This is a genomic window from Pseudomonas sp. ANT_H12B, assembly GCF_008369325.1.
In the GTDB taxonomy this organism is placed as follows: Bacteria; Pseudomonadota; Gammaproteobacteria; order Pseudomonadales; family Pseudomonadaceae; genus Aquipseudomonas.
In genome coordinates this window covers 55,429-74,647 of sequence record NZ_VOBI01000005.1, presented here as the reverse complement: position 1 = coordinate 74,647, position 19,219 = coordinate 55,429, and the positions used below count along the sequence as shown (strand labels likewise).

Here is a 19,219-nt window from a genome sequence, read left to right as displayed (position 1 = left end):
GTTTTTCATTGTTCTGCGGCTTTCTCGCAAAAGTACGGTCCTAGGACAGCACAATGCCCGAAAATTCAGCACGCAAAGGTTAATTAATCGTCCACGGCATCGAGGAACTCGTCTACCACGGGCATCTCGCCCAATCGTGACGGAATGTTTAAACCGAAGTGCAGGTACGCATGCCGCGTCACCACCCGGCCCCGGGGTGTGCGCATGATGTAGCCCTGCTGGATCAGGTATGGCTCCAGCACGTCTTCAATGGTGTGGCGCTCTTCACTGATGGCCGCAGCAAGGCTATCGACACCGACCGGGCCACCGTCGAACTTCTCGATCATGGTCAACAACAGACGTCTGTCCTGGTGATCAAAACCACGTTCATCGACATCCAGCAGGTTCAGCGCCAGGTCAGCGATCGGTTTAGTGATGTGCCCCTTGGCGCGAACTTCGGCGAAATCGCGCACCCGGCGCAGCAAGCGGTTGGCAATTCGCGGGGTCCCACGGGCACGGCGGGCGATTTCGAAAGCGCCTTCCGGGTCCAGCGGCAAGCCGAGGATATTCGCCGAACGGCTGACAATGGTTGCAAGGTCAGCTGTGTTGTAGAACTCCAGGCGCTGGACGATCCCGAAACGGTCGCGCAATGGATTGGTCAGCATCCCGGCCCGCGTCGTCGCACCCACTAGCGTGAACGGTGGCAGATCAAGCTTGATCGAACGCGCAGCCGGCCCCTCACCAATCATGATGTCGAGCTGGAAATCTTCCATGGCCGGGTACAACACTTCTTCGACGATTGGCGACAGCCGATGGATTTCGTCGATGAACAGCACGTCGTGAGGCTCAAGGTTGGTCAACAGCGCCGCCAGGTCGCCCGGACGTTCAAGCACGGGGCCCGAGGTGCTCTTGATCGAGACCCCCATTTCCTGGGCGATGATGTTGGCCAGGGTGGTTTTACCCAGACCTGGCGGGCCGAAAATCAGCGTGTGGTCCAGGGATTCATTGCGCCCGCGGGCAGCCTGGATGAACAGCTCCATTTGCTCGCGAACGGTCGGCTGGCCAATGTATTCGGCCAGGCTGACAGGGCGAATCGCCCGGTCCTGGACTTCCTCGCGGTCGCGAGGGCCGGGCGTGGCGGCAATCAGACGATCAGCTTCAATCACTTAGATCATTCCCTTCAGCGCACGACGAATCATGTCTTCACTGCTCAAACCTTTCTCCTTGATCGCGGAAATCGCCTTGCTGGCTTCCTGAGGCTTGTAGCCCAGAGAGATCAGCGCGCTGACCGCGTCATTTTCGGCGGTGGCCACCGGGGCCAGGGCATCCGGGCCACCCGGCTGGTTTGGCACCAGGGCGAACATCGCCGGCACAGTTTCCCAGGCCTTGAAGCGATCCTTGAGTTCCACCAGCAAACGTTCGGCAGTCTTCTTGCCCACGCCCGGCACCTTGGTGAGCGCCGAGGTGTCCTGGGACTGTACGCAGCGGACCAGTTCGTCGACTTCCAGGCTCGACATCAAGGCCAGGGCCAATTTCGGTCCCACACCATTAAGACGGATCAACTCGCGAAAAAAGTCTCGCTCACGCTTGCCGAAGAAGCCATAGAGTAACTGCGCGTCTTCGCGTACGACCAAATGGGTGTGCAAGGTCAGCGGTTCACCGACCGACGGCAAGCGATACAGCGTGGTCATGGGCACTTCCAGCTCATACCCCAGACCGTTTACATCCAGAATCAGGTGCGGCGGCTGTTTCTCAGCCAGTGTGCCGCGCAAGCGTCCAATCACGTTTCAGATCCTTGAGCGTTGGCCAGATCAGTGCTGGCGACTGACAGAACAAGGGTTTTGCGCCGACGACACAGGCGCAAAACCCTCATTCCATAAAAAATGATTGCTGATGCTATCAGAGACGCAGGCGCCCGCCACGACTGCGTGCCGTGCCCAGGCCATGAGGCAACAGGCTGGAACGGGTGTGAGCATGGCAAATGGCAATGGCCAGGGCATCCGAAGCATCGATTTGCGGCTTGCTGGTCAGTTTCAGCATGTGCATGACCATCATTTGCACCTGCTCTTTATTCGCCGCGCCGGTGCCGGTGACTGCCTGCTTGACCTGGGTCGCGGTGTACTCGGCGATCTCCAGGGCTTCTTCCGCGCCGGCGACGATGGCCGCGCCGCGAGCCTGACCGAGCTTCAGGGCAGAGTCGGCATTGCGCGCCATGAAGACCTTTTCGATACCCATGGTCACCGGGCCGTAGGTCTGGATGACTTCGCGCACGCCGCGATAGACGATTTGCAGGCGTTCGTGCAGCTCGCCGGAGCCGGTGCGAATGCAGCCCGACGCCACATACACGCAGCCACGCCCGGTATCGCGTACCACGCCATAACCGGTGATGCGCGAACCGGGGTCGATACCAAGAATTAAAGTCATAACGCCTGCGGGTTCAGTAAAAGCACGATATTCAATACAGCGAAATAACTGTGGGAGCTGGCTTGCCTGCGATGGCATCACTCGGTCTGTCTGATAAACCGAGGTGATGCCATCGCAGGCAAGCCAGCTCCCACATAGATCTTAGTCGCCCTTAACCCAGCTGTGCCGCTACCGATTCCGGAATGTCCGCGTTGGAGTAGACGTTCTGCACGTCATCCAGGTCTTCGAGCATGTCGATCAGCTTGAGCACCTTCTCGGCGCCTTCCAGGTCCAGTTCGGCACTGGTGGTCGGCAGCATGACGATTTCCGCGTCGTCACCTTTGAAACCAGCCGCTTCCAGCGTGTTACGCACCGAATAGAAGCTGGCGAACGAGGTAAACACGTCGATGGAACCGTCTTCGTGGGTCACCACATCATCAGCGTCGGCTTCCATGGCCGCTTCCATCAGCGCGTCTTCATCAACGCCCGGCGCGAAAGAGATCTGCCCCTTGCGCTCAAACAGATAAGCCACCGAACCGTCGGTACCGAGGTTGCCGCCGCACTTGCTGAACGCATGGCGAACAGCCGCTGCAGTGCGATTGCGGTTATCGGTCATGCACTCGACCATTACCGCCACGCCGCCCGGGCCATAACCTTCGTAGCTCAGTTCGACCATGTCGTCGGTGTCGGCCGCACCGGCACCGCGGGCAACCGCGCGATCGATGATGTCGCGGCTCATGTTCGCACCAAGGGCCTTGTCCAGCGCCAGACGCAGACGCGGGTTTGAACCCGGATCAGCGCCGCCCTGACGGGCCGCAACCGTCAGCTCACGAATCCACTTGGTGAAAATCTTGCCCTTCTTGGCATCCTGACGTTCTTTGCGGTGCTTGATGTTCGCCCACTTGGAATGACCCGCCATATCTCGCTCCGAATTCTCTTTGAAACATTGCCCGCTGCGCTTCTTCACGCCGGCCAGCAACAAAAAATCTCGACCTAAAGAAAAGGCGCATCCCAAAGGATGCGCCTTTATGGTCAGCCTTACTCAGCCTTTGGCGTTTCGCGCAAACGAATGTGCAATTCGCGCAGTGCCTTGGCATCTACCACACCCGGTGCCTGAGTCATGACGCAAGCCGCGCTCTGGGTTTTCGGGAAGGCGATCACTTCACGGATCGACTGGGCGCCGGTCATCAGCATCACCAGACGGTCCAGACCGAAGGCCAAACCACCGTGCGGCGGCGCGCCGTATTTCAGGGCGTCGAGCAGGAAGCCGAATTTTTCTTCCTGTTCCGCTTCACTGATACCCAGCAGACGGAATACCGACTGTTGCATTTCCTTGCGGTGGATACGGATCGAGCCGCCACCCAACTCGGTGCCGTTCAGTACCATGTCGTAGGCACGGGACAGAGCGGTCGCCGGGTTGGCTTCCAGTTCTTCCGGGGTGCACTTCGGCGCGGTGAACGGGTGATGCAAGGCCGCGAAGCTGCCGTCTTCGTTCTCTTCGAACATCGGGAAGTCGACCACCCACATCGGCGCCCACTGACAAGTCAGCAGGTTCAGATCGTTACCGACCTTGATCCGCAGCGCGCCCAGGGCTTCGCTGACGATCTTGGCTTTGTCGGCGCCGAAGAACACGATGTCGCCGTCAACCGCGCCAACGCGATCAAGGATCACATTGAGGTTGGCTTCAGGGATGTTCTTGACGATCGGCGATTGCAGGCCTTCGACGCCTTTGGCGCGCTCGTTGACCTTGATGTACGCCAGGCCCTTGGCACCGTAGATGCCGACGAACTTGGTGTAGTCGTCGATCTGCTTGCGCGGCATGCTCGCTGCGCCAGGAACGCGCAAGGCGGCAACGCGGCATTTCGGGTCGTTGGCAGGACCGCTGAAGACTTTGAAGTCGACTTCTTTCAGCTGATCGGCAACGTCAACCAGTTCCAGCGGGTTACGCAGGTCCGGCTTGTCGGAACCGTAACGGCGCATGGCCTCGTCCCAGGTCATGTGCGGGAATTCGCCGAATTCCACATCCAGCACTTCCTTGAACAGGTTGCGGATCATGCCTTCGGTGATGCCAATGATGTCTTTTTCATCGAGGAAGCTGGTTTCGATGTCGATCTGAGTGAACTCAGGCTGACGGTCGGCACGCAGGTCTTCGTCGCGGAAGCATTTGGCAATCTGGTAGTAGCGATCGAAGCCGGCCACCATCAGCAGTTGCTTGAACAGCTGCGGCGATTGCGGCAAGGCGAAGAACGAACCGGCGTGAGTACGGCTCGGCACCAGGTAATCGCGAGCACCTTCCGGCGTAGCGCGAGTCAGGATCGGCGTCTCGACGTCGAGGAAGCCGTTTTCGTCCAGGTAGCGACGGATGCTGGTGGTCATGCGCGAGCGCAGACGCAGCTTCTCGAGCATTTCCGGGCGGCGCAGGTCGATGAAGCGATAACGCAGGCGGGTTTCTTCGCCGACGTCGGAGAACTCGTTGAGCGGGAACGGCGGGGTTTCCGCTTCGTTCAGTACTTCCAGCTCGTAGCCCAGCACTTCGATCATGCCCGACGCCATGTTGACGTTGCCGGCACCGGCCGGACGCAGGCGAACCTTGCCGGTGACCTTGACCACGTACTCGCTGCGCACGCGATCGGCAGCGGCGAAGGTTTCAGCGCGGTCCGGGTCGAACACCACCTGGGCCAGACCGTCACGATCACGGATATCGAGGAAAATCACCCCACCGTGGTCACGGCGACGGTGAACCCATCCGCAAAGGGTAATTTCCTGGCCTTCCAGGCTTTCGTTCAGTTGGCCGCAATAATGGCTGCGCATCATGGTAGTGGTTTCACTTCTCGTAATTCGAAATTCGGTTGGAGGTCCTGCAACAGCCCCGCCCTTATTAAAGGCACCAGATGATGCAAGAGCTCGCACGTGTCGTTCAACTCAGGTCCTGGAATCTAGTCAGCTTTGTCGCCGCCGGCCAGATTCTTCTTGGAACCGGTCTTGAAATCGGTTTCGTACCAGCCGGTGCCGCTGAGGCGGAAGCCCGGCATGGACAGCATCTTTTTAAGCTCTGGCGCCTGGCAGGCAGGGCAGTCGACCAGCGGTGCTGCGCTGATCTTTTGAATGGCTTCCAACTGATGACCACAGGAAGCACATTGATAGTCGTACATCGGCATGGGGGTTGTCTCGGCGATCAGATTGCTACCGCACACGCTGGGTTTTGCGGCAAAGAGCGGGATTATATCCATTAAATGCAGCCTGTGCAGCCGTAAGACTGCACAGACCGACACTCTGCCCTTTCCTGCGCCATCGGCTACGCCATGACGACGCAACTCCCTTCCTTGAGGCTGTGCACTACGCAGACAACCCGCACCAGCCCACTGAAATTTTTCACTCCGCCGTGGCGCAAATGCACCTCGCGGTCTACGTGGGATAGCAGTGTGCTGACCGAGCAGCAATTGATCTTGGCCATTTCACCCAAAATATCCCAATACACCTGTTCAAGTCGCAAACAGGTGGCAAAGCCATTCAAACGCACTGATCGAGACAAAGGTTGGGCCAGCCCCATATCGAACTCGCTGACAAACGGATCAATCTTTATATCCTTAAGTGGACCGACCCTGCCCTCGCTTCGTCTACCTTCATTAACCATACCGTTGACACTCCTTTGCCATCCTTGATTTTTATAAGAGCAGCATGCTGTTTCCTTATAAAAGCGCAGGCGCAAAGTTATATCCAGATGACTTTATGACCATCGTCGTAGGATAAGCCAACAACTGATGGGCGATCATGGAGAGCGTCCTACTCCGGATAATTTCCTACACATCCGGGTGAATTATCTTTCTACCAAAAGTGTATTTCAGAGGCAGATAAATACTTGGCGCGAATAACGCTGACAGGCGTCATCCGCGCGCTGGCGCCCTTATTGATCCAGCAGGGAACGCAGCATCCACGCGGTTTTCTCGTGGACTTGCATGCGCTGGGTCAGCAGGTCAGCCGTTGGCTCGTCGCTGACTTTGTCGAGCAGCGGGAAAATACCGCGCGCAGTGCGCGTGACCGCTTCCTGGCCTTCGACAAGTTGCTTGATCATGTCTTCGGCACTGGGCACACCTTCCTCTTCCTTGATGGAAGAAAGGCGCGCATAAACCGAGTAGGCACCGGGGGCAGGAAATCCGAGTGCGCGAATTCGCTCGGCAATCGAATCGACGGCCAGGGCCAACTCGTTATATTGCTCCTCGAACATCAGGTGCAGGGTCCGAAACATGGGACCGGTGACATTCCAATGGAAGTTATGGGTTTTCAAATAAAGTACATAAGTGTCCGACAGCAAGCGCGAAAGTCCGTCGACGATGGACTTGCGATCCTCTTCACTGATACCGATATCGATTGCCATGTGTTTCCCCTAAAGGTGATGAAATTCATCCGACAGGTGCAGGACCACTCTAGCAAGCCTGTCGCCCCACCGCAGCCCCGGATGCCTCGCCGACCTGTGACAAATCGTCCCCGACGCACCGCTGGACTGCCTGATTTGAGTAGCCGCAGGCTTTGCTGTTAAATAGGCAGTGTGTCGCTAGTGCCTATTTTTCCGGGCACTGCGCATAGGCTGATACCCGGTGCGTGCCCAACGCCTCTTATTGTTCTGAAGCGAACCGTGCCCCATCAGCTCTTCCTTGTGATCCGTCTTAACGTGAGTTAATCAAAATGTTGAAAATCGTCCACCTGCTAATGGGCGCAGCAGCCTTGCTGCTGTCCTTCATCCCTAGCCTGCGATCCGAAGCTGTTCCTTACCTGCAACAACCCGATGCGTTGTACCTGGCCTTTTTCGGCCTGCTTAACCTCACCCTCGCTCCTGTTATCCCTTACTGGAACAAAGGCCCGCGCCATCAACTGCAAAACCTGGTCAGCGCCCTGCTGATTCTGACCGTCGTCCTGCAAACCCTGACGCTGATCGCGCCGATGCCTGTCATCGCCGGCCAACCTGCCGTTCTGTTCAGCCTGGCCGCTGCCCTGATTGCCGTTCTTCTGCACCTGGCCATCAGCTTCTACAAATCTTCACCGGCCGCCGCTTCGCCAAGCTATGACATGAGCAATCGCGATACCGGCACCGTCAAGTGGTTCAACACATCCAAAGGCTTCGGTTTTATCTCTCGTGATTCCGGCGATGATATTTTCGTGCATTTCCGGGCCATTCGTGGCGAAGGTCACCGTGTCCTGGTTGAAGGCCAGCGCGTGGAGTTCTCCGTCATGAATCGTGACAAAGGCCTGCAAGCCGAAGATGTGATCGCCGCACTGCCGCGTCGCTGATTCAAGGCTAAAAAAAACCGCGAACAGCCTGGCTGTTCGCGGTTTTTTATTGCCTGCTATTTAGTAGTGCGGCGGTGGCGCTTCTTCTTCAAACGTCTCGAACTGGCCGGCCATTTCTTCTTGCCGCTTGAGCAATGCCGCCATTTGCAATTGCAGGCGCTCAACTGCACGCTGCTGGGTCGCCAGCACATCACTCAATGCCTGGATGGTGTCATCCTGAAACGCCAATTGGCTTTCCAGATCGGTAACGCGATCTTCCAGGCTCATGATTCAACCCTCCAGAAACGTAAAATCATCGGTCAATACCAGGCGCAGCCGCTCGCGAATCGTCGCGATCTGCTCTGGGCTATAAGGCTTGGCCGGGTGTTTACCCCAGACTGGAGCTGGCCAGGCGGCGTCCTCACGCTTGCGCACAATCACATGCATGTGCAACTGACTGACGACGTTACCCAAGGCCGCGACATTCAACTTGTCCGCATCGAACGAGTCCTTGAGCATTTCCGTCAGTGCGGTCGTTTCCTGCCACAGCAGCTGTTGATCTGCGACATCCAACTGAAATATCTCACTGATATCCTCGCGGCGTGGCACCAGGATGAACCAGGGGTAGTTCGAATCGTTGGACAACAGCAACCGGCAGAGAGGGAAATCCCCGATCGGTAACGAGTCTTGTTGAAGTCGTGGATCTAAAGCGAACACTGCGCGCACTCCCGCCTATTCATCATTTTTCAGCTTAGCGCTCCTCCCGAGAGACAGCGCACCAAGCGACAGGACGGCAGCATACCTGCGAACGCCGCCCGCTTCACGACGAACCACCGCCGAAGCCGCTCAAGGACCTACGAACGACCGGACTGGCGCCCCGACATGAGTCATTTTTCGCCAGAGCGCACCATTACAGAACCAGCGAACGCACAGAAACCACTGAAATGACTGATAAACAATGACGTGTTCGAATTTGCCAAAAGGCTGCGCTGTATGAATTCAGCACAGTGATAAAATTTTTTGCACCAAAACTGCTCAGTGCGTCTACGCTGACTCGGTCGGGCATCCGCCATTTACTCACTGGCGGGGTGAACCGGTAACGTTTTTGGTTGTCGCGCAGTCGGCCAGGATGGTGCAACACGATGCAAACCACCGCGTCAAGCCCTAACAAAAGATGCTTGAACCCCCGGGTTTATGAGGTTTTTACAGCGACTGGCAGGCCTTCAGAAAAAAACAGCAACGGAATTCTGATTTGTGCACGCTTGTTGCATTCACACCCACATCGTCTATGAAGCCTCCGCTGGAAGTGGAAGCCTCAAGGCTAATAAAAACAGTGGCAGGGTAGCCCGATGGAGATTCAAACGTTTCGCCAGGGACTCTTTTTTACCGGTGCTCAAGCCCTGGAAAACAGCGCTAAAGTTGTCAGTCCTATTGCATCGGGGCTGTAAATTTGCGACATCTACCAAGCCATTTGCGACAAGGTCGTAAAGAAGCTGAAAGGCTGGATGCGCAAGTATCGCCAACATGGTCGGCGTGATATAAGTTTGCGCCGACACAAAAAGAAAGAGCCGCCCAGATAATAAAACAGGTGGGACGGCAGTACTCTTCTAAAAACCAAAGGAGCAAATCACGATGCGCGTGATGAAGTGGAGCATGATCGCACTGGCTGTTGCAGCAGGCACCTCGCAGTTCGCAGTTGCGTCCTCCCAGGACGAATCCAAGGGTTTCTTCGGCGACCAGAGCCTGAAACTCAAAACCCGTTTTGAGTACATGAACCGCGATTTCAAAAACGGCGCGGGTAACTCGACTTCCGGAACTGCTGGCTATCGTCAGGACTCCGGTATCAGCCAACTGCTGACTTACGAGTCGGGCTTCACACAAGGCACTGTCGGCTTCGGTCTCGACGCCATGGCTATGGGCGCGGTCAAACTCGACGGCGGTTCGGGCCACCGTGGTAATGGTCTGTTCGCTAACGATAGCGACGGCAATCCGGAAAAAAGCCAGGGTAAAGTTGGCGGCGCAGTTAAGTTCCGCCTCTCCGACACCGTTCTGAAATACGGTCAGCAATTCGTTGCCAGCCCAGTATTCGCTACCGATGACAGCCGTCTGCTGCCAGAAGTCGCTACCGGTACTCTGCTTACCTCCAAAGAAATCAAAGGTCTGGAACTGAGCGCTGGTCGCTTCACTTCCCTGAGCAAACAAACTGGCATGGGCCGTGACAGCATTGGCGGCCTGCCAGACGAAAACGGTTTCGGCGCCAAAGGCCTGACCAACATCAACATCTTCGGTGCAAGCTACGCCTTCACCGATAACTTCACCGGTGCAGTAGCAGCGTCCGACGCTGATGACTACTTCAAGAAGCAGTACGTCAACCTGAACTACACCCTGCCGATCAATGAAGATCAGTCCCTGAACTTCGACTTCAACGGTTATAAAACCGAAGGCGAGAAGCGCGGCGACCTGGTTGACGCACTCGGCGACGGCACCACCGGCGTAGACAACAAACTGTGGTCCCTGGCAGCTGCTTACAGCATCGGCGCTCACAAGTTCACCGTCGCTCACCAGCGCTCCAGCGGTGACAACGCTTACTACTACGGCGTTGACGGTAACGGCACTGTCTTCGTTTCCAACTCCATCCAGATCTCCGACTTCGTGGGCAAGGACGAGCGTTCGTGGCAAGCTCGCTACGACCTGAACATGGCGACCTACGGCGTGCCTGGTCTGAGCTTCATGACCCGTTACGTGATGGGTGACAACATCTCCGTCGCCGGTGCTGATGGCGAAGGCAAGGAAAACGAGTGGAACTTCGAGTCCAAGTACGTATTCCAGGAAGGTCCGGCCAAAGACCTGTCGATGCGTCTGCGTTTCGCCAACTACCGCTCGAACGGCGCGTACAGTGGCTACTCGGCTGACAACTACGACACCCGTGTGATCATTGAGTACCCGCTGAGCATCTTGTAATCAGGATGTAAGACCGGTAGTACTGTAGAGCTTTGCTCTAAACAAAAACCGCTCACCTGTTCAGGTGAGCGGTTTTTTTATGCCTGCTGCATACCCGCCCGAGTAAACAACTTCGATTCATAACATTAGTATTTTTTCGATTAACCGAGCAACAGGCACAAAAAACCCAAGAGACTATTAATCTCTTGGGCTAGATGCAGTTAGCTGACCATAACTAACGAAAGTACGCTTACTGCGGTACCGCTTCCCGAACCACTCGAATAACCCGTTGTGGAAACGGAATATCGATACCGGCCGTTTTCAAACGATCTCGGGATTGTTCGTTAAACATGAACATCACATCCCAGTAATCCGCAGTCTTCACCCAAACACGCAGGGAAACAGTAATCGAACTGTCGCCCAGTGTCGAAATGACAGCTTGCGGGGCGGGCTCAGCCAAAATGCGTTCATCCTTGGCCAGCTCCAGCAATACTTCGCGAGCCTTCTGCAAGTCCGCTTCGTAATCCACGCCTACATCAAACACTACTTTGCGGGTCGGCTGACGGTTGGTATTGGTGATGATGCCGTTTGACAGGTTGCCATTGGGGACGATGATGGTTTTGTTGTCACCGGTTCGCAGCACCGTGTGGAAGATCTGGATGCTGTCGACAGTACCGGCAACACCTTGGGCTTCGATCCAGTCACCGATGCGGAACGGGCGGAACAACAGAATCAGCACGCCGCCGGCAAAGTTCGCCAGGCTGCCCTGCAACGCCAGACCGATGGCCAGGCCGGCCGCACCGATGGCGGCGACGAACGAAGTGGTCTCCACACCGATCATCGATGCCACGCTGACGATCAACAGAACCTTGAGAATGATGTTCGCCAGGCTGCTGATAAACCCCTGCAGCGCCATGTCCGCGTTACGCAACGCCAGCAGGCCGCCGAGTTTTTGCGTCACTTTGTTGATCAGCCACCAGCCGATGCCCAGGGTGATCACTGCCAGCAATACACGGCTGCCATATTCCATGATCATCGGAATCCAGGCTTGAGACGCCTTGACCAGATTGTCTACTTCAGCATTCAAATCCATCTACGTTTCTCCTGATTTCCGGCTACCCGGCACGCAAAAATATAAGCGGCAGAAAAGACCGACCCTATCTGGAATCAATCGTTTCTGCCGTTGCTTGGGCCTCGGACGCCGAAAACGCCAAGAGGTTCCCGTTTCTGACAGGTCAGTCGCGGAAGTTATTGAACTGCAATGGCATATCGAAGGTTTTAGCGCGCAGGGCAGCAATGGCGTCCTGCAAATCGTCACGCTTCTTGCCGGTAATGCGCACCTGCTCACCCTGAATGGCAGCCTGGACCTTGAGCTTGGCGTCTTTGACGTGCGCGACGATTTTCTTCGCCAGCTCTTTGTCGATCCCTTCCTTGAGGACCGCTTCCTGTTTCATCAGCTTGCCCGACGCATAGGCATCCTTGACTTCAAGGCACTGCACGTCGATTTTGCGCTTGACCAGGGCCAGCTTGAGGATCTCAATCATCGCTTCGAGCTGGAAATCGGCTTCAGCAGTCAGGTTGACGGTCAGGTCCTTTTCCTTGAACTCGAAGGTGCCCTTGCCTTTCAGGTCATAACGACGATCGAGTTCCTTGACGGCGTTCTCGACCGCGTTGGTGACTTCGTGTTTGTCCAGTTCGGATACCACGTCGAACGACGGCATGTAATCTCTCCAATAAAAGGGCGCGCTCTATCACGATGGAGCACGCCTGGCTTGCGGTTAAAATCCGCGCTGATTATAACGGGTCTTTCCCATCATTCACTGCGAGCCTCCCATGCGCGCGTCAAACAGAGCAAAAAGCTGATGTCCACTACCTGGCATGTTCTGGGCGCCGGCAGTCTCGGCACTTTATGGGCCACTCGCCTGGCACGGGCCGGTTCGCCAGTCCGGTTGATCGTGCGCGATGCTGCGCGCTTACAGGCTTATCAGGCGGCGGGCGGCCTGACGCTGGTGGAGCACGGCGAAGCAAAAACCTACGATATCCCCGGCGAGACCGCCGATAGCAGCGAGCCGATCAACCGTCTGCTGGTGGCCTGCAAAGCCTACGATGCCGAGCAAGCCGTGGCCCGACTGGCGCCGCGCTTGGGCCCCAACGCCGAGTTGATCCTGCTGCAGAACGGTCTTGGCAGTCAGGACGGCGTGGCGGCGCAGGTTCCGCAAGCGCGCTGCATTAGCGCGTCGAGCACCGAAGGCGCGTTTCGCGAAGGTGACTGGCGTGTAGTGTTCGCCGGCCACGGTTACACCTGGCTGGGGGATGCCGGGCATCCCGTGGCGCCGATCTGGCTGGAGGACTTGAGCGCCGCCGGTATTCCCCACGAGTGGAGCACCGACATTCTGACAAGGTTGTGGCGAAAACTGGCGCTCAACTGTGCGATCAATCCGCTGACGGTGCTGCACGATTGCCGTAACGGCGGTTTACAGGAGCATCATTGCGAAGTCGCCACCCTCTGCGTCGAGCTGTCCGAATTGCTTGAACGTTGCGGTCAGCCAGCAGCTGCCGAGAACCTTCAACAGGAAGTTGAACGGGTGATTCACGCGACCTCCGCCAACTACTCTTCGATGTACCAGGACGTCGCGAACCAGCGCCGGACCGAGATCAGCTATCTATTGGGTCATGCCTGCAAAGTCGCCGCGAGGCATCAGTTGAACCTACCCCACCTCAATCAACTTGAGCAAAGGTTGATCACCCATCTGCACAGCCTTGGATTGCCCAGCGACTGAGCAGCGGCTACGCTGGCCACGTGTTCCTTTTCTGCGATGAACCTGATGCCATTGCGCCAGCGCCTTGAAAACCTTCCGGTCGGCCAGAAACTGCTGGCCGCCCTGCTGGTGCTGTTGACCACCGTTCTGCTGGTCGCCAACCTGACCTTTATCAGCGCCGCGTACTACATTTCCCAGGAAAGTATGGCACCCCAGGCCTTGCAGACCATTGGCCGCCTGGTGTCCAACCCGAGCCTGGTGTCCGACGCCCTGAAGTCCCCACAAAACGCCGAACGCCTGCTCAATGAGCTCAACAGCTATTCACCGCTGCGTGCGGCAGCCCTGTATGACGGCAAGGGCGAGCGTCTGGCGCAGTTGCAGCATGGCGACAAACTCAAGCTGCCAGAGCGATTCCGTCACATCGAATCCTGGCAGGCCACCGAGTTTCGCACCAATCAAGTGATCACCCTGCCACGTCCGGGTACCGACCCTGGCCACTTGTTACTGGTGGCCAGCAGCGAACTGCCGATGGCGTTCTACACCGGGACCCTGACCGCCAGCCTCGGGATTCTGATCTTCAGTGTGCTGTTGTGGCTGGTAATCGCCCGGCAGATCAAACGGCTGATCACGCGGCCGATCCATCAGCTGGAAGAGTTGTCCCGGCAAGTGACCCGGGAAGAGAACTACGCCTTGCGTGCCTCACGCGGCAACCACGACGAAATCGGCAGTCTGGCAGAAGCATTCAACACCATGCTCTCGCGCATCGAGGCCCGGGAGCAGCAACTCAAACGGGCCCGTGACGATTCCCAGGCAGCTTATGACCAGGCCCAGGGTTTGGCCGAAGAAACCCGCCATACCAACCGCAAGCTGGAACTCGAAGTCCAGGTGCGGAGCAAGATCGAGAAGAAACTCACCGGGTTCCAGAACTACCTCAACAGCATTATCGATTCCATGCCGTCTGCGCTGATCGCCCTCGACGAGCAACTCTACGTGACGCAGTGGAATCAGGAGGCCAGCGCCCTGTCCGGAACGCGGCTGGACGAAGCCCTGAACCAACCGATCTTCCTCGCCTTCGAACCGCTCAAGCCGTTTCTGCCGCAGCTCAAGCAAACCGTCGAGCAGCACACGGTGGCCAAGATTGAGCGCGTGACCTGGCTCAAGGACGACGAACCCAAGCACTACGCCCTGACCTTCTATCCCTTGATGGGCGGCGCGGGGCGTGGCGTGGTGATCCGGATCGATGACATTACCCAGCGACTGTCCCTGGAAGAGATGATGGTGCAGTCGGAAAAAATGCTCTCGGTCGGTGGCCTCGCCGCCGGCATGGCCCACGAAATCAACAACCCGCTGGGTGCCATCCTGCACAACGTGCAGAACATTCGACGGCGTCTGTCCCCCGAGCTGCCAAAGAACCTTGAACAGGCTGAACACGTCGGGATCGAGCTTTCGACGGTCAACCAGTACTTGCAAGCGCGCGAAGTGCCGCAGTTGCTCGATGGCATTCAACAGGCTGGCGCTCGGGCTGCGAAAATCGTCACCCATATGCTGAGCTTCAGTCGCCGCAGTACCCGGCAAATGGCCCCGTGCGACCTACCGGCACTGATCGATCAAGCCGTGGAAATCGCCGGTAACGACTTCGACCTGACCATCGGCTTCGACTTCAAGGGCCAGGCGATCATCCGCCAGTTCGATCCGGCACTCGGCCCCGTGCCTGGCACCGCCAACGAACTGGAACAGGTGCTACTCAATTTGTTGAAAAACGCCGCTCAGGCGATTCACCAGCGCGAGGACGACCGGGAGCCTGGGCGGATCATTCTGCGCACCAAACTGAATCCGCCCTGGGCGGAAATCCAGGTCGAGGACAACGGTATCGGCATGAGCGAGAACGTGCGAAAACGCACGTTCGAGCCGTTCTTCACCACCAAGGAAATCGGTCAGGGCACCGGCCTTGGCTTGTCGGTCTCGTATTTCATCATCACCAACAACCACAAGGGTCAGATGGAAGTGCAATCGACCCTGGGCCAAGGCACGTGTTTCACCTTGCGCCTGCCCTTGGCGAGCACCCCGCTCGTCTCTCAAGAACTCAATCAGCTATCGAGGTAACCATGGGCTTTCGCTTGTCGAAGATTTACACCCGCACCGGCGACAAAGGCGAAACCGGGTTGGGCGACGGCCGCCGCGTGCCCAAGGACCATCCACGGATCGAGGCAATCGGCGAGGTCGATACGTTGAACAGCCAGGTGGGCGTGTTGTTGGCCGGGCTGGCGGCGGAAAGTGCTGCGTATCCGGGCTTGAACGAAGTGATCGAGGTATTGGCGCCCTGCCAGCACCGATTGTTTGATCTGGGCGGCGAGTTGGCGATGCCGGTATATCAGGCGCTGAATGCGGCAGAAATCGAACGCCTGGAAGCGGTCATCGATGTGTGGAATGAAGAGCTGGGGCCGCTGGAGAATTTCATTCTGCCGGGTGGCTCGGCGCTGATTGCCCAGGCCCACGTATGCAGAAGCCTGGCGCGCAGTGCCGAGCGGCGGTGTCAGCAGTTGAATGCGATCGAACCGTTGGCCGGGGTCGGCCTGGCGTATATCAATCGGTTGTCGGACTTGTTGTTTGTGGTGGCGAGGTTGATTGCCAAGCGACAAGGAGTTGCCGAAATATTGTGGCAGCCAGCAGCAAAACCCTCTCACTGATCGTTCCCGCGCTCCACGTGGTAATGCAACCCGGGACGCTCTGCGTCCCATCGAGAGCCGAACGCGGAGCGTCCGTTGAGGTATTCCCACGCAGAGCGTGAGAACGATCGGGTGCTACGCCTCAGGCCAAAACGCCCGAATCCCCGCCACACCCTGTGCACCTGCTTCCCAGGCTTTCTGAAGATCCGCCGGGCCAACGCCACCGAGCAAGAATACCGGCTTGCTGAAACCTTCGATCAACGCCGACGCCTGCTCCCAACCCAACGGCTCAGCCCCCGGATGAGTCAGGGTTGGCTGCACGGGCGACAAGGTCACAAAATCCACGCCCATCTGCTCGGCCAACGCCAGTTCTTCAGCGTTATGACAGGACGCCGCCAACCAGCGCGACGCTGGCAGCGGGCGACCAGCCGCCGCGTACTTGCGCAGTTGCGCGGAGGTGATGTGCCAACCGGCGGACGGGAAATCACCCAGCCACTCGAACGGCCCCTTGATCATCAACTGCGCCTTGCCAGCACACAGCCCCGCCGCATCCACCGCCAGATCGCGGTATTTTGGGTCGTAACCGTTGGGCGCCCGCAGCTGGATCAGCTTGATACCGCCAGCGATGGCTTTCTGAATACCGCGCAGCAGGGCCGGGGTTTCCAGATCTTCCGGGGTAATCAGGTACTGCGCGGACAAGCGTGCCGCCGCGACGATCGGCTGGTTGGCTGCCGGGAACTCGTAGTTCAGCAGATCACGCGGTGCCACCCATTCCAACGGTTGGCCTTCCGCACCGTGAGGCTCACCGGTAAACGCCGAGACTTCCCAGACATCCAGTAACACCTGTTTGTCCGGGTAATCATGGCGGACCTTGATCAACGGGCGCGCCGCGTTGACCACTATGCCCAATTCTTCGTGAAGCTCGCGAGCCAGGGCGGTTTCGACGGACTCGTTGTCCTCGACCTTGCCACCGGGAAACTCCCACAAGCCACCCTGATGCTGAGTGTCGGCACGGCGGGCGATAAGGATCTTGCCAGCACTGTCACGGATAACAGCGGCGGCTACATGTACTCGTTTCACTGCCCAACCTCCTCCAGACCTGCCTTCTGCCAAGCCTTGAAGGCCGGCCATTGGTAGATGGTTTCGACGTAAGCCTCGTCCGCCGCGGACAGCTTCACCTGATACGTGCGCAGGCGTACTGCGATCGGAGCGAAAAACGCATCGGCCAGGCTCGCGCCGCCAAACAGGAACGGGCCGGTTTCGACCGCAGCGGCGCGGCATTCGGCCCACAGCGCCGACATACGCTCAATGTCTGCCTGGACGTCTGCCGGTGTCGGCGACAGCGGGGCATCGTGACTCAAATCGAACGGCATGTTGCCGCGCATGGCGAAGAATCCGGCGTGCATCTGCGCACAGGCCGAACGCGCCTGGGCACGGGCGGCAATGTCTTTGGGCCAGAGGCCGGCGTTCGGAAACTGCTCAGCCAGGTACTCGGCTATCGCCAGGGAGTCGGCGATGGTGCCGTGTCCGGTTTTCAGCAGCGGGACTTTCGCAGTCGGCGAGTGCTTGAGCAGACGCTCGCGCGTATCCGGCTGGTTCAGTTTGATCAGTTCTTCGGTGTAAGGGGCGCCAGCCAGGTCGAGGGCCAACGCGCCGCGCAGGGACCAGGAGGAAATCAGTTTGTCGCCGATGATCAGGTGCAGGCTCATGTTCGGGACCTTTTTGATGAAGTAAACAATCCAGTCTGAGTGGTGACTGGCAGTCCGCCTTCGCGAGCAGGCTCGCTCCCACATTTGATCCAGCAATACACAAAACTTGTGTTCACTGAAGTTCCCCTGTGGGAGCGAGCCTGCTCGCGAATGCAGCGACTCGGTCTAACGGTTGATTACGTGCGGTACTCGGCGTTGATCTTCACGTATTCGTGGGACAGGTCGGTGGTCCAGATGGTTTCGCTGCAATCGCCGCGGCCCAATTCGATACGGATGGTGATTTCTTCCTGCTGCATCACGGCCGCGCCCTGAGCTTCGGTATAAGTCGCGGCGCGAGCGCCACGGCTGGCGATGCACACCTCGCCGAGGAACACGTCGATCTTGCTCACGTCCAGGTTTGGTACGCCGGCACGGCCGACGGCAGCCAGAATACGGCCCCAGTTCGGGTCGGAGGCGAACAGTGCGGTTTTGATCAGCGGCGAGTGAGCCACGGTGTAACCGACGTCCAGGCATTCCTGGTGATTGCCGCCGCCATTGACTTCAACAGTCACGAATTTGGTCGCGCCTTCGCCGTCACGAACGATGGCCTGAGCCACGTCCATGCACACTTCAAACACAGCCTGTTTCAGCTTGGCGAACAAATCACCGCTGGCTTCAGTGATTTGCGGCAAGGCAGCCTGACCGGTGGCGATGAGCATGCAGCAGTCGTTGGTCGAAGTGTCGCCGTCGATGGTGATGCGGTTGAACGACTTGTTCGCACCGTCCAGCAGCAGGTTTTGCAGCACCTCGCGGGAGACCTTGGCGTCGGTGGCGATGTAGCCGAGCATGGTCGCCATGTTCGGGCGGATCATGCCCGCGCCTTTGCTGATCCCGGTGACGGTGATGGTCACGCCGTCATGCTGGAACTGGCGGCTGGCACCCTTGGGCAGGGTGTCGGTGGTCATGATGCCAATGGCGGCCGCTTCCCAATTATTGACCGACAGGTCGTCGAGGGCGGCTTGCAACGCGCCTTCGATTTTTTCGACCGGCAGCGGCTCGCCGATTACACCCGTGGAGTACGGCAGCACCAGGCTGGCGTCGACACCCGTCAGTTCAGCCAGCTTGGCGCAGGTGCGTTCAGCGGCAGCCAGACCTGGCTCGCCGGTGCCTGCGTTGGCATTGCCGGTGTTGGTCAACAGGTAACGCACCGGGCCTTGCACGCGCTGTTTGGCCAGGATAACGGGAGCGGCGCAAAAGGCGTTAAGGGTGAACACGCCAGCCACCGTGGAACCTTCGGCACAGCGCATGACCACGACATCCTTGCGCCCCGGGCGCTTGATACCGGCCGAGGCGATACCGAGTTCAAAACCGGCAACCGGGTGCAACGTTGGCAAAGGACCAAGACCAACAGCCATGAATGCGCTCCTTAAAAAATGATGTCTGCACCGTCATCACCTCGTTTTTTTAACGTGGCACGGTGGTTTAAATGGCAAAACGCCGCGACGGCATAAGCCGGTCG

General features: G+C 58.0%; 20 protein-coding genes. 5 read left to right on the top strand and 15 right to left on the bottom strand.

Going from position 1 to position 19,219, the window contains the following annotated elements; all coding sequences use genetic code 11:
* Positions 1-83 precede the first annotated feature (83 nt).
* The 8 genes from ruvB to FQ185_RS09830 all read right to left on the bottom strand — a co-directional run bounded on the left by ruvB (position 84) and on the right by FQ185_RS09830 (position 6,757).
* Entirely contained in the window at positions 84-1,145 is a 1,062-nt protein-coding gene (ruvB, locus tag FQ185_RS09865; RefSeq protein WP_008147374.1) for a Holliday junction branch migration DNA helicase RuvB, read from the bottom strand.
* The gene (gene ruvA, locus FQ185_RS09860) at positions 1,146-1,763 is read right to left on the bottom strand and encodes a Holliday junction branch migration protein RuvA (protein WP_149417272.1); all 618 of its coding nucleotides are present in this window, start codon (positions 1,761-1,763) and stop codon (positions 1,146-1,148) included. It lies immediately after the preceding gene.
* 115 nt (positions 1,764-1,878) lie between these two features.
* Positions 1,879-2,403: a crossover junction endodeoxyribonuclease RuvC gene (ruvC, locus tag FQ185_RS09855; protein ID WP_059406065.1), complete on the bottom strand. Its 525-nt coding sequence runs from the start codon at positions 2,401-2,403 to the stop codon at positions 1,879-1,881.
* A gap of 151 nt (positions 2,404-2,554) precedes the next feature.
* Positions 2,555-3,301: a YebC/PmpR family DNA-binding transcriptional regulator gene (locus FQ185_RS09850; protein WP_149417271.1), complete on the bottom strand. Its 747-nt coding sequence runs from the start codon at positions 3,299-3,301 to the stop codon at positions 2,555-2,557.
* Between the two features lie 119 nt (positions 3,302-3,420).
* Positions 3,421-5,196 carry an aspartate--tRNA ligase gene (gene aspS, locus FQ185_RS09845; protein ID WP_149417270.1) on the bottom strand — a complete coding sequence of 592 codons (1,776 nt, stop codon included), beginning with the start codon at positions 5,194-5,196 and terminating at the stop codon, positions 3,421-3,423.
* A gap of 122 nt (positions 5,197-5,318) precedes the next feature.
* Positions 5,319-5,540: an FmdB family zinc ribbon protein gene (locus FQ185_RS09840; protein WP_010457489.1), complete on the bottom strand. Its 222-nt coding sequence runs from the start codon at positions 5,538-5,540 to the stop codon at positions 5,319-5,321.
* A 137-nt stretch (positions 5,541-5,677) separates the two neighbouring features.
* The gene (locus FQ185_RS09835) at positions 5,678-6,016 is read right to left on the bottom strand and encodes a ribbon-helix-helix domain-containing protein (protein ID WP_149417269.1); all 339 of its coding nucleotides are present in this window, start codon (positions 6,014-6,016) and stop codon (positions 5,678-5,680) included.
* Between the two features lie 270 nt (positions 6,017-6,286).
* Positions 6,287-6,757 carry a Dps family protein gene (locus FQ185_RS09830; RefSeq protein WP_123409287.1) on the bottom strand — a complete coding sequence of 157 codons (471 nt, stop codon included), beginning with the start codon at positions 6,755-6,757 and terminating at the stop codon, positions 6,287-6,289.
* 308 nt (positions 6,758-7,065) lie between these two features.
* On the opposite strand from FQ185_RS09830, the gene FQ185_RS30855 reads away from it, so the two are divergent.
* On the top strand, positions 7,066-7,668 hold the full coding sequence (locus FQ185_RS30855; RefSeq protein ID WP_149417268.1) for a cold-shock protein: 603 nt from the start codon (positions 7,066-7,068) through the stop codon (positions 7,666-7,668).
* A 60-nt stretch (positions 7,669-7,728) separates the two neighbouring features.
* On the opposite strand, the gene FQ185_RS09820 is transcribed toward FQ185_RS30855, so the two are convergent.
* Both FQ185_RS09820 and FQ185_RS09815 read right to left on the bottom strand, forming a co-directional pair.
* Entirely contained in the window at positions 7,729-7,935 is a 207-nt protein-coding gene (locus FQ185_RS09820) for a SlyX family protein (RefSeq protein WP_056741397.1), read from the bottom strand.
* A gap of 3 nt (positions 7,936-7,938) precedes the next feature.
* On the bottom strand, positions 7,939-8,364 hold the full coding sequence (locus tag FQ185_RS09815; protein ID WP_149417267.1) for an HIT domain-containing protein: 426 nt from the start codon (positions 8,362-8,364) through the stop codon (positions 7,939-7,941).
* Positions 8,365-9,279: 915 nt separating this feature from the next.
* Between FQ185_RS09815 and FQ185_RS09810 the strand changes: the two genes are divergently transcribed.
* A complete protein-coding gene (locus FQ185_RS09810) occupies positions 9,280-10,608 on the top strand; it encodes an OprD family porin (protein ID WP_149417266.1) in 1,329 nt (442 codons plus the stop codon).
* Between the two features lie 229 nt (positions 10,609-10,837).
* On the opposite strand, the gene FQ185_RS09805 is transcribed toward FQ185_RS09810, so the two are convergent.
* Positions 10,838-11,680: a mechanosensitive ion channel family protein gene (locus FQ185_RS09805; RefSeq protein WP_149417265.1), complete on the bottom strand. Its 843-nt coding sequence runs from the start codon at positions 11,678-11,680 to the stop codon at positions 10,838-10,840.
* A gap of 142 nt (positions 11,681-11,822) precedes the next feature.
* Positions 11,823-12,308, bottom strand: coding sequence for a YajQ family cyclic di-GMP-binding protein (locus FQ185_RS09800; protein WP_019823277.1), 486 nt, complete (start codon positions 12,306-12,308; stop codon positions 11,823-11,825).
* A gap of 141 nt (positions 12,309-12,449) precedes the next feature.
* Between FQ185_RS09800 and FQ185_RS09795 the strand changes: the two genes are divergently transcribed.
* The 3 genes from FQ185_RS09795 to FQ185_RS09785 are packed head-to-tail and all read left to right on the top strand — an operon-like array spanning position 12,450 to position 16,033.
* On the top strand, positions 12,450-13,367 hold the full coding sequence (locus FQ185_RS09795; RefSeq protein ID WP_149417264.1) for a putative 2-dehydropantoate 2-reductase: 918 nt from the start codon (positions 12,450-12,452) through the stop codon (positions 13,365-13,367).
* A 45-nt stretch (positions 13,368-13,412) separates the two neighbouring features.
* Positions 13,413-15,449: a PAS domain-containing sensor histidine kinase gene (locus tag FQ185_RS09790; protein ID WP_149417475.1), complete on the top strand. Its 2,037-nt coding sequence runs from the start codon at positions 13,413-13,415 to the stop codon at positions 15,447-15,449.
* Between the two features lie 2 nt (positions 15,450-15,451).
* Positions 15,452-16,033 (top strand): cob(I)yrinic acid a,c-diamide adenosyltransferase, encoded by a 582-nt coding sequence (locus FQ185_RS09785; RefSeq protein WP_149417263.1) that lies wholly within the window; start codon positions 15,452-15,454, stop codon positions 16,031-16,033.
* A gap of 114 nt (positions 16,034-16,147) precedes the next feature.
* Here FQ185_RS09785 and FQ185_RS09780 read toward each other — a convergent pair whose 3' ends face one another.
* From FQ185_RS09780 to argJ, 3 genes are all read right to left on the bottom strand, one after another.
* The gene (locus FQ185_RS09780) at positions 16,148-17,092 is read right to left on the bottom strand and encodes a Nudix family hydrolase (RefSeq protein ID WP_149417262.1); all 945 of its coding nucleotides are present in this window, start codon (positions 17,090-17,092) and stop codon (positions 16,148-16,150) included.
* The gene (locus FQ185_RS09775; protein ID WP_149417261.1) at positions 17,089-17,721 is read right to left on the bottom strand and encodes a glutathione S-transferase family protein; all 633 of its coding nucleotides are present in this window, start codon (positions 17,719-17,721) and stop codon (positions 17,089-17,091) included. Before FQ185_RS09775 ends, FQ185_RS09780 begins: the two co-directional genes overlap by 4 nt.
* 176 nt (positions 17,722-17,897) lie before the next feature.
* The gene (argJ, locus tag FQ185_RS09770; protein WP_149417260.1) at positions 17,898-19,115 is read right to left on the bottom strand and encodes a bifunctional glutamate N-acetyltransferase/amino-acid acetyltransferase ArgJ; all 1,218 of its coding nucleotides are present in this window, start codon (positions 19,113-19,115) and stop codon (positions 17,898-17,900) included.
* Positions 19,116-19,219: the final 104 nt, after the last annotated feature.

Excerpts from the sequence above, each read along its gene's own strand:
- FQ185_RS09820 (WP_056741397.1), bottom strand. The coding sequence starts at position 7,935 with ATGAGCCTGGAAGATCGCGTTACCGATCTGGAAAGCCAATTGGCGTTT.
- aspS (WP_149417270.1), bottom strand. The coding sequence starts at position 5,196 with ATGATGCGCAGCCATTATTGCGGCCAACTGAACGAAAGCCTGGAAGGC.
- FQ185_RS30855 (WP_149417268.1), top strand. The coding sequence starts at position 7,066 with ATGTTGAAAATCGTCCACCTGCTAATGGGCGCAGCAGCCTTGCTGCTG.
- FQ185_RS09800 (WP_019823277.1), bottom strand. The coding sequence starts at position 12,308 with ATGCCGTCGTTCGACGTGGTATCCGAACTGGACAAACACGAAGTCACC.
- FQ185_RS09850 (WP_149417271.1), bottom strand. The coding sequence starts at position 3,301 with ATGGCGGGTCATTCCAAGTGGGCGAACATCAAGCACCGCAAAGAACGT.
- FQ185_RS09790 (WP_149417475.1), top strand. The coding sequence starts at position 13,413 with ATGCCATTGCGCCAGCGCCTTGAAAACCTTCCGGTCGGCCAGAAACTG.
- FQ185_RS09835 (WP_149417269.1), bottom strand. The coding sequence starts at position 6,016 with ATGGTTAATGAAGGTAGACGAAGCGAGGGCAGGGTCGGTCCACTTAAG.
- FQ185_RS09830 (WP_123409287.1), bottom strand. The coding sequence starts at position 6,757 with ATGGCAATCGATATCGGTATCAGTGAAGAGGATCGCAAGTCCATCGTC.
- FQ185_RS09805 (WP_149417265.1), bottom strand. The coding sequence starts at position 11,680 with ATGGATTTGAATGCTGAAGTAGACAATCTGGTCAAGGCGTCTCAAGCC.
- FQ185_RS09795 (WP_149417264.1), top strand. The coding sequence starts at position 12,450 with ATGTCCACTACCTGGCATGTTCTGGGCGCCGGCAGTCTCGGCACTTTA.
- FQ185_RS09810 (WP_149417266.1), top strand. The coding sequence starts at position 9,280 with ATGCGCGTGATGAAGTGGAGCATGATCGCACTGGCTGTTGCAGCAGGC.
- FQ185_RS09775 (WP_149417261.1), bottom strand. The coding sequence starts at position 17,721 with ATGAGCCTGCACCTGATCATCGGCGACAAACTGATTTCCTCCTGGTCC.
- argJ (WP_149417260.1), bottom strand. The coding sequence starts at position 19,115 with ATGGCTGTTGGTCTTGGTCCTTTGCCAACGTTGCACCCGGTTGCCGGT.
- FQ185_RS09840 (WP_010457489.1), bottom strand. The coding sequence starts at position 5,540 with ATGCCGATGTACGACTATCAATGTGCTTCCTGTGGTCATCAGTTGGAA.
- FQ185_RS09785 (WP_149417263.1), top strand. The coding sequence starts at position 15,452 with ATGGGCTTTCGCTTGTCGAAGATTTACACCCGCACCGGCGACAAAGGC.
- ruvC (WP_059406065.1), bottom strand. The coding sequence starts at position 2,403 with ATGACTTTAATTCTTGGTATCGACCCCGGTTCGCGCATCACCGGTTAT.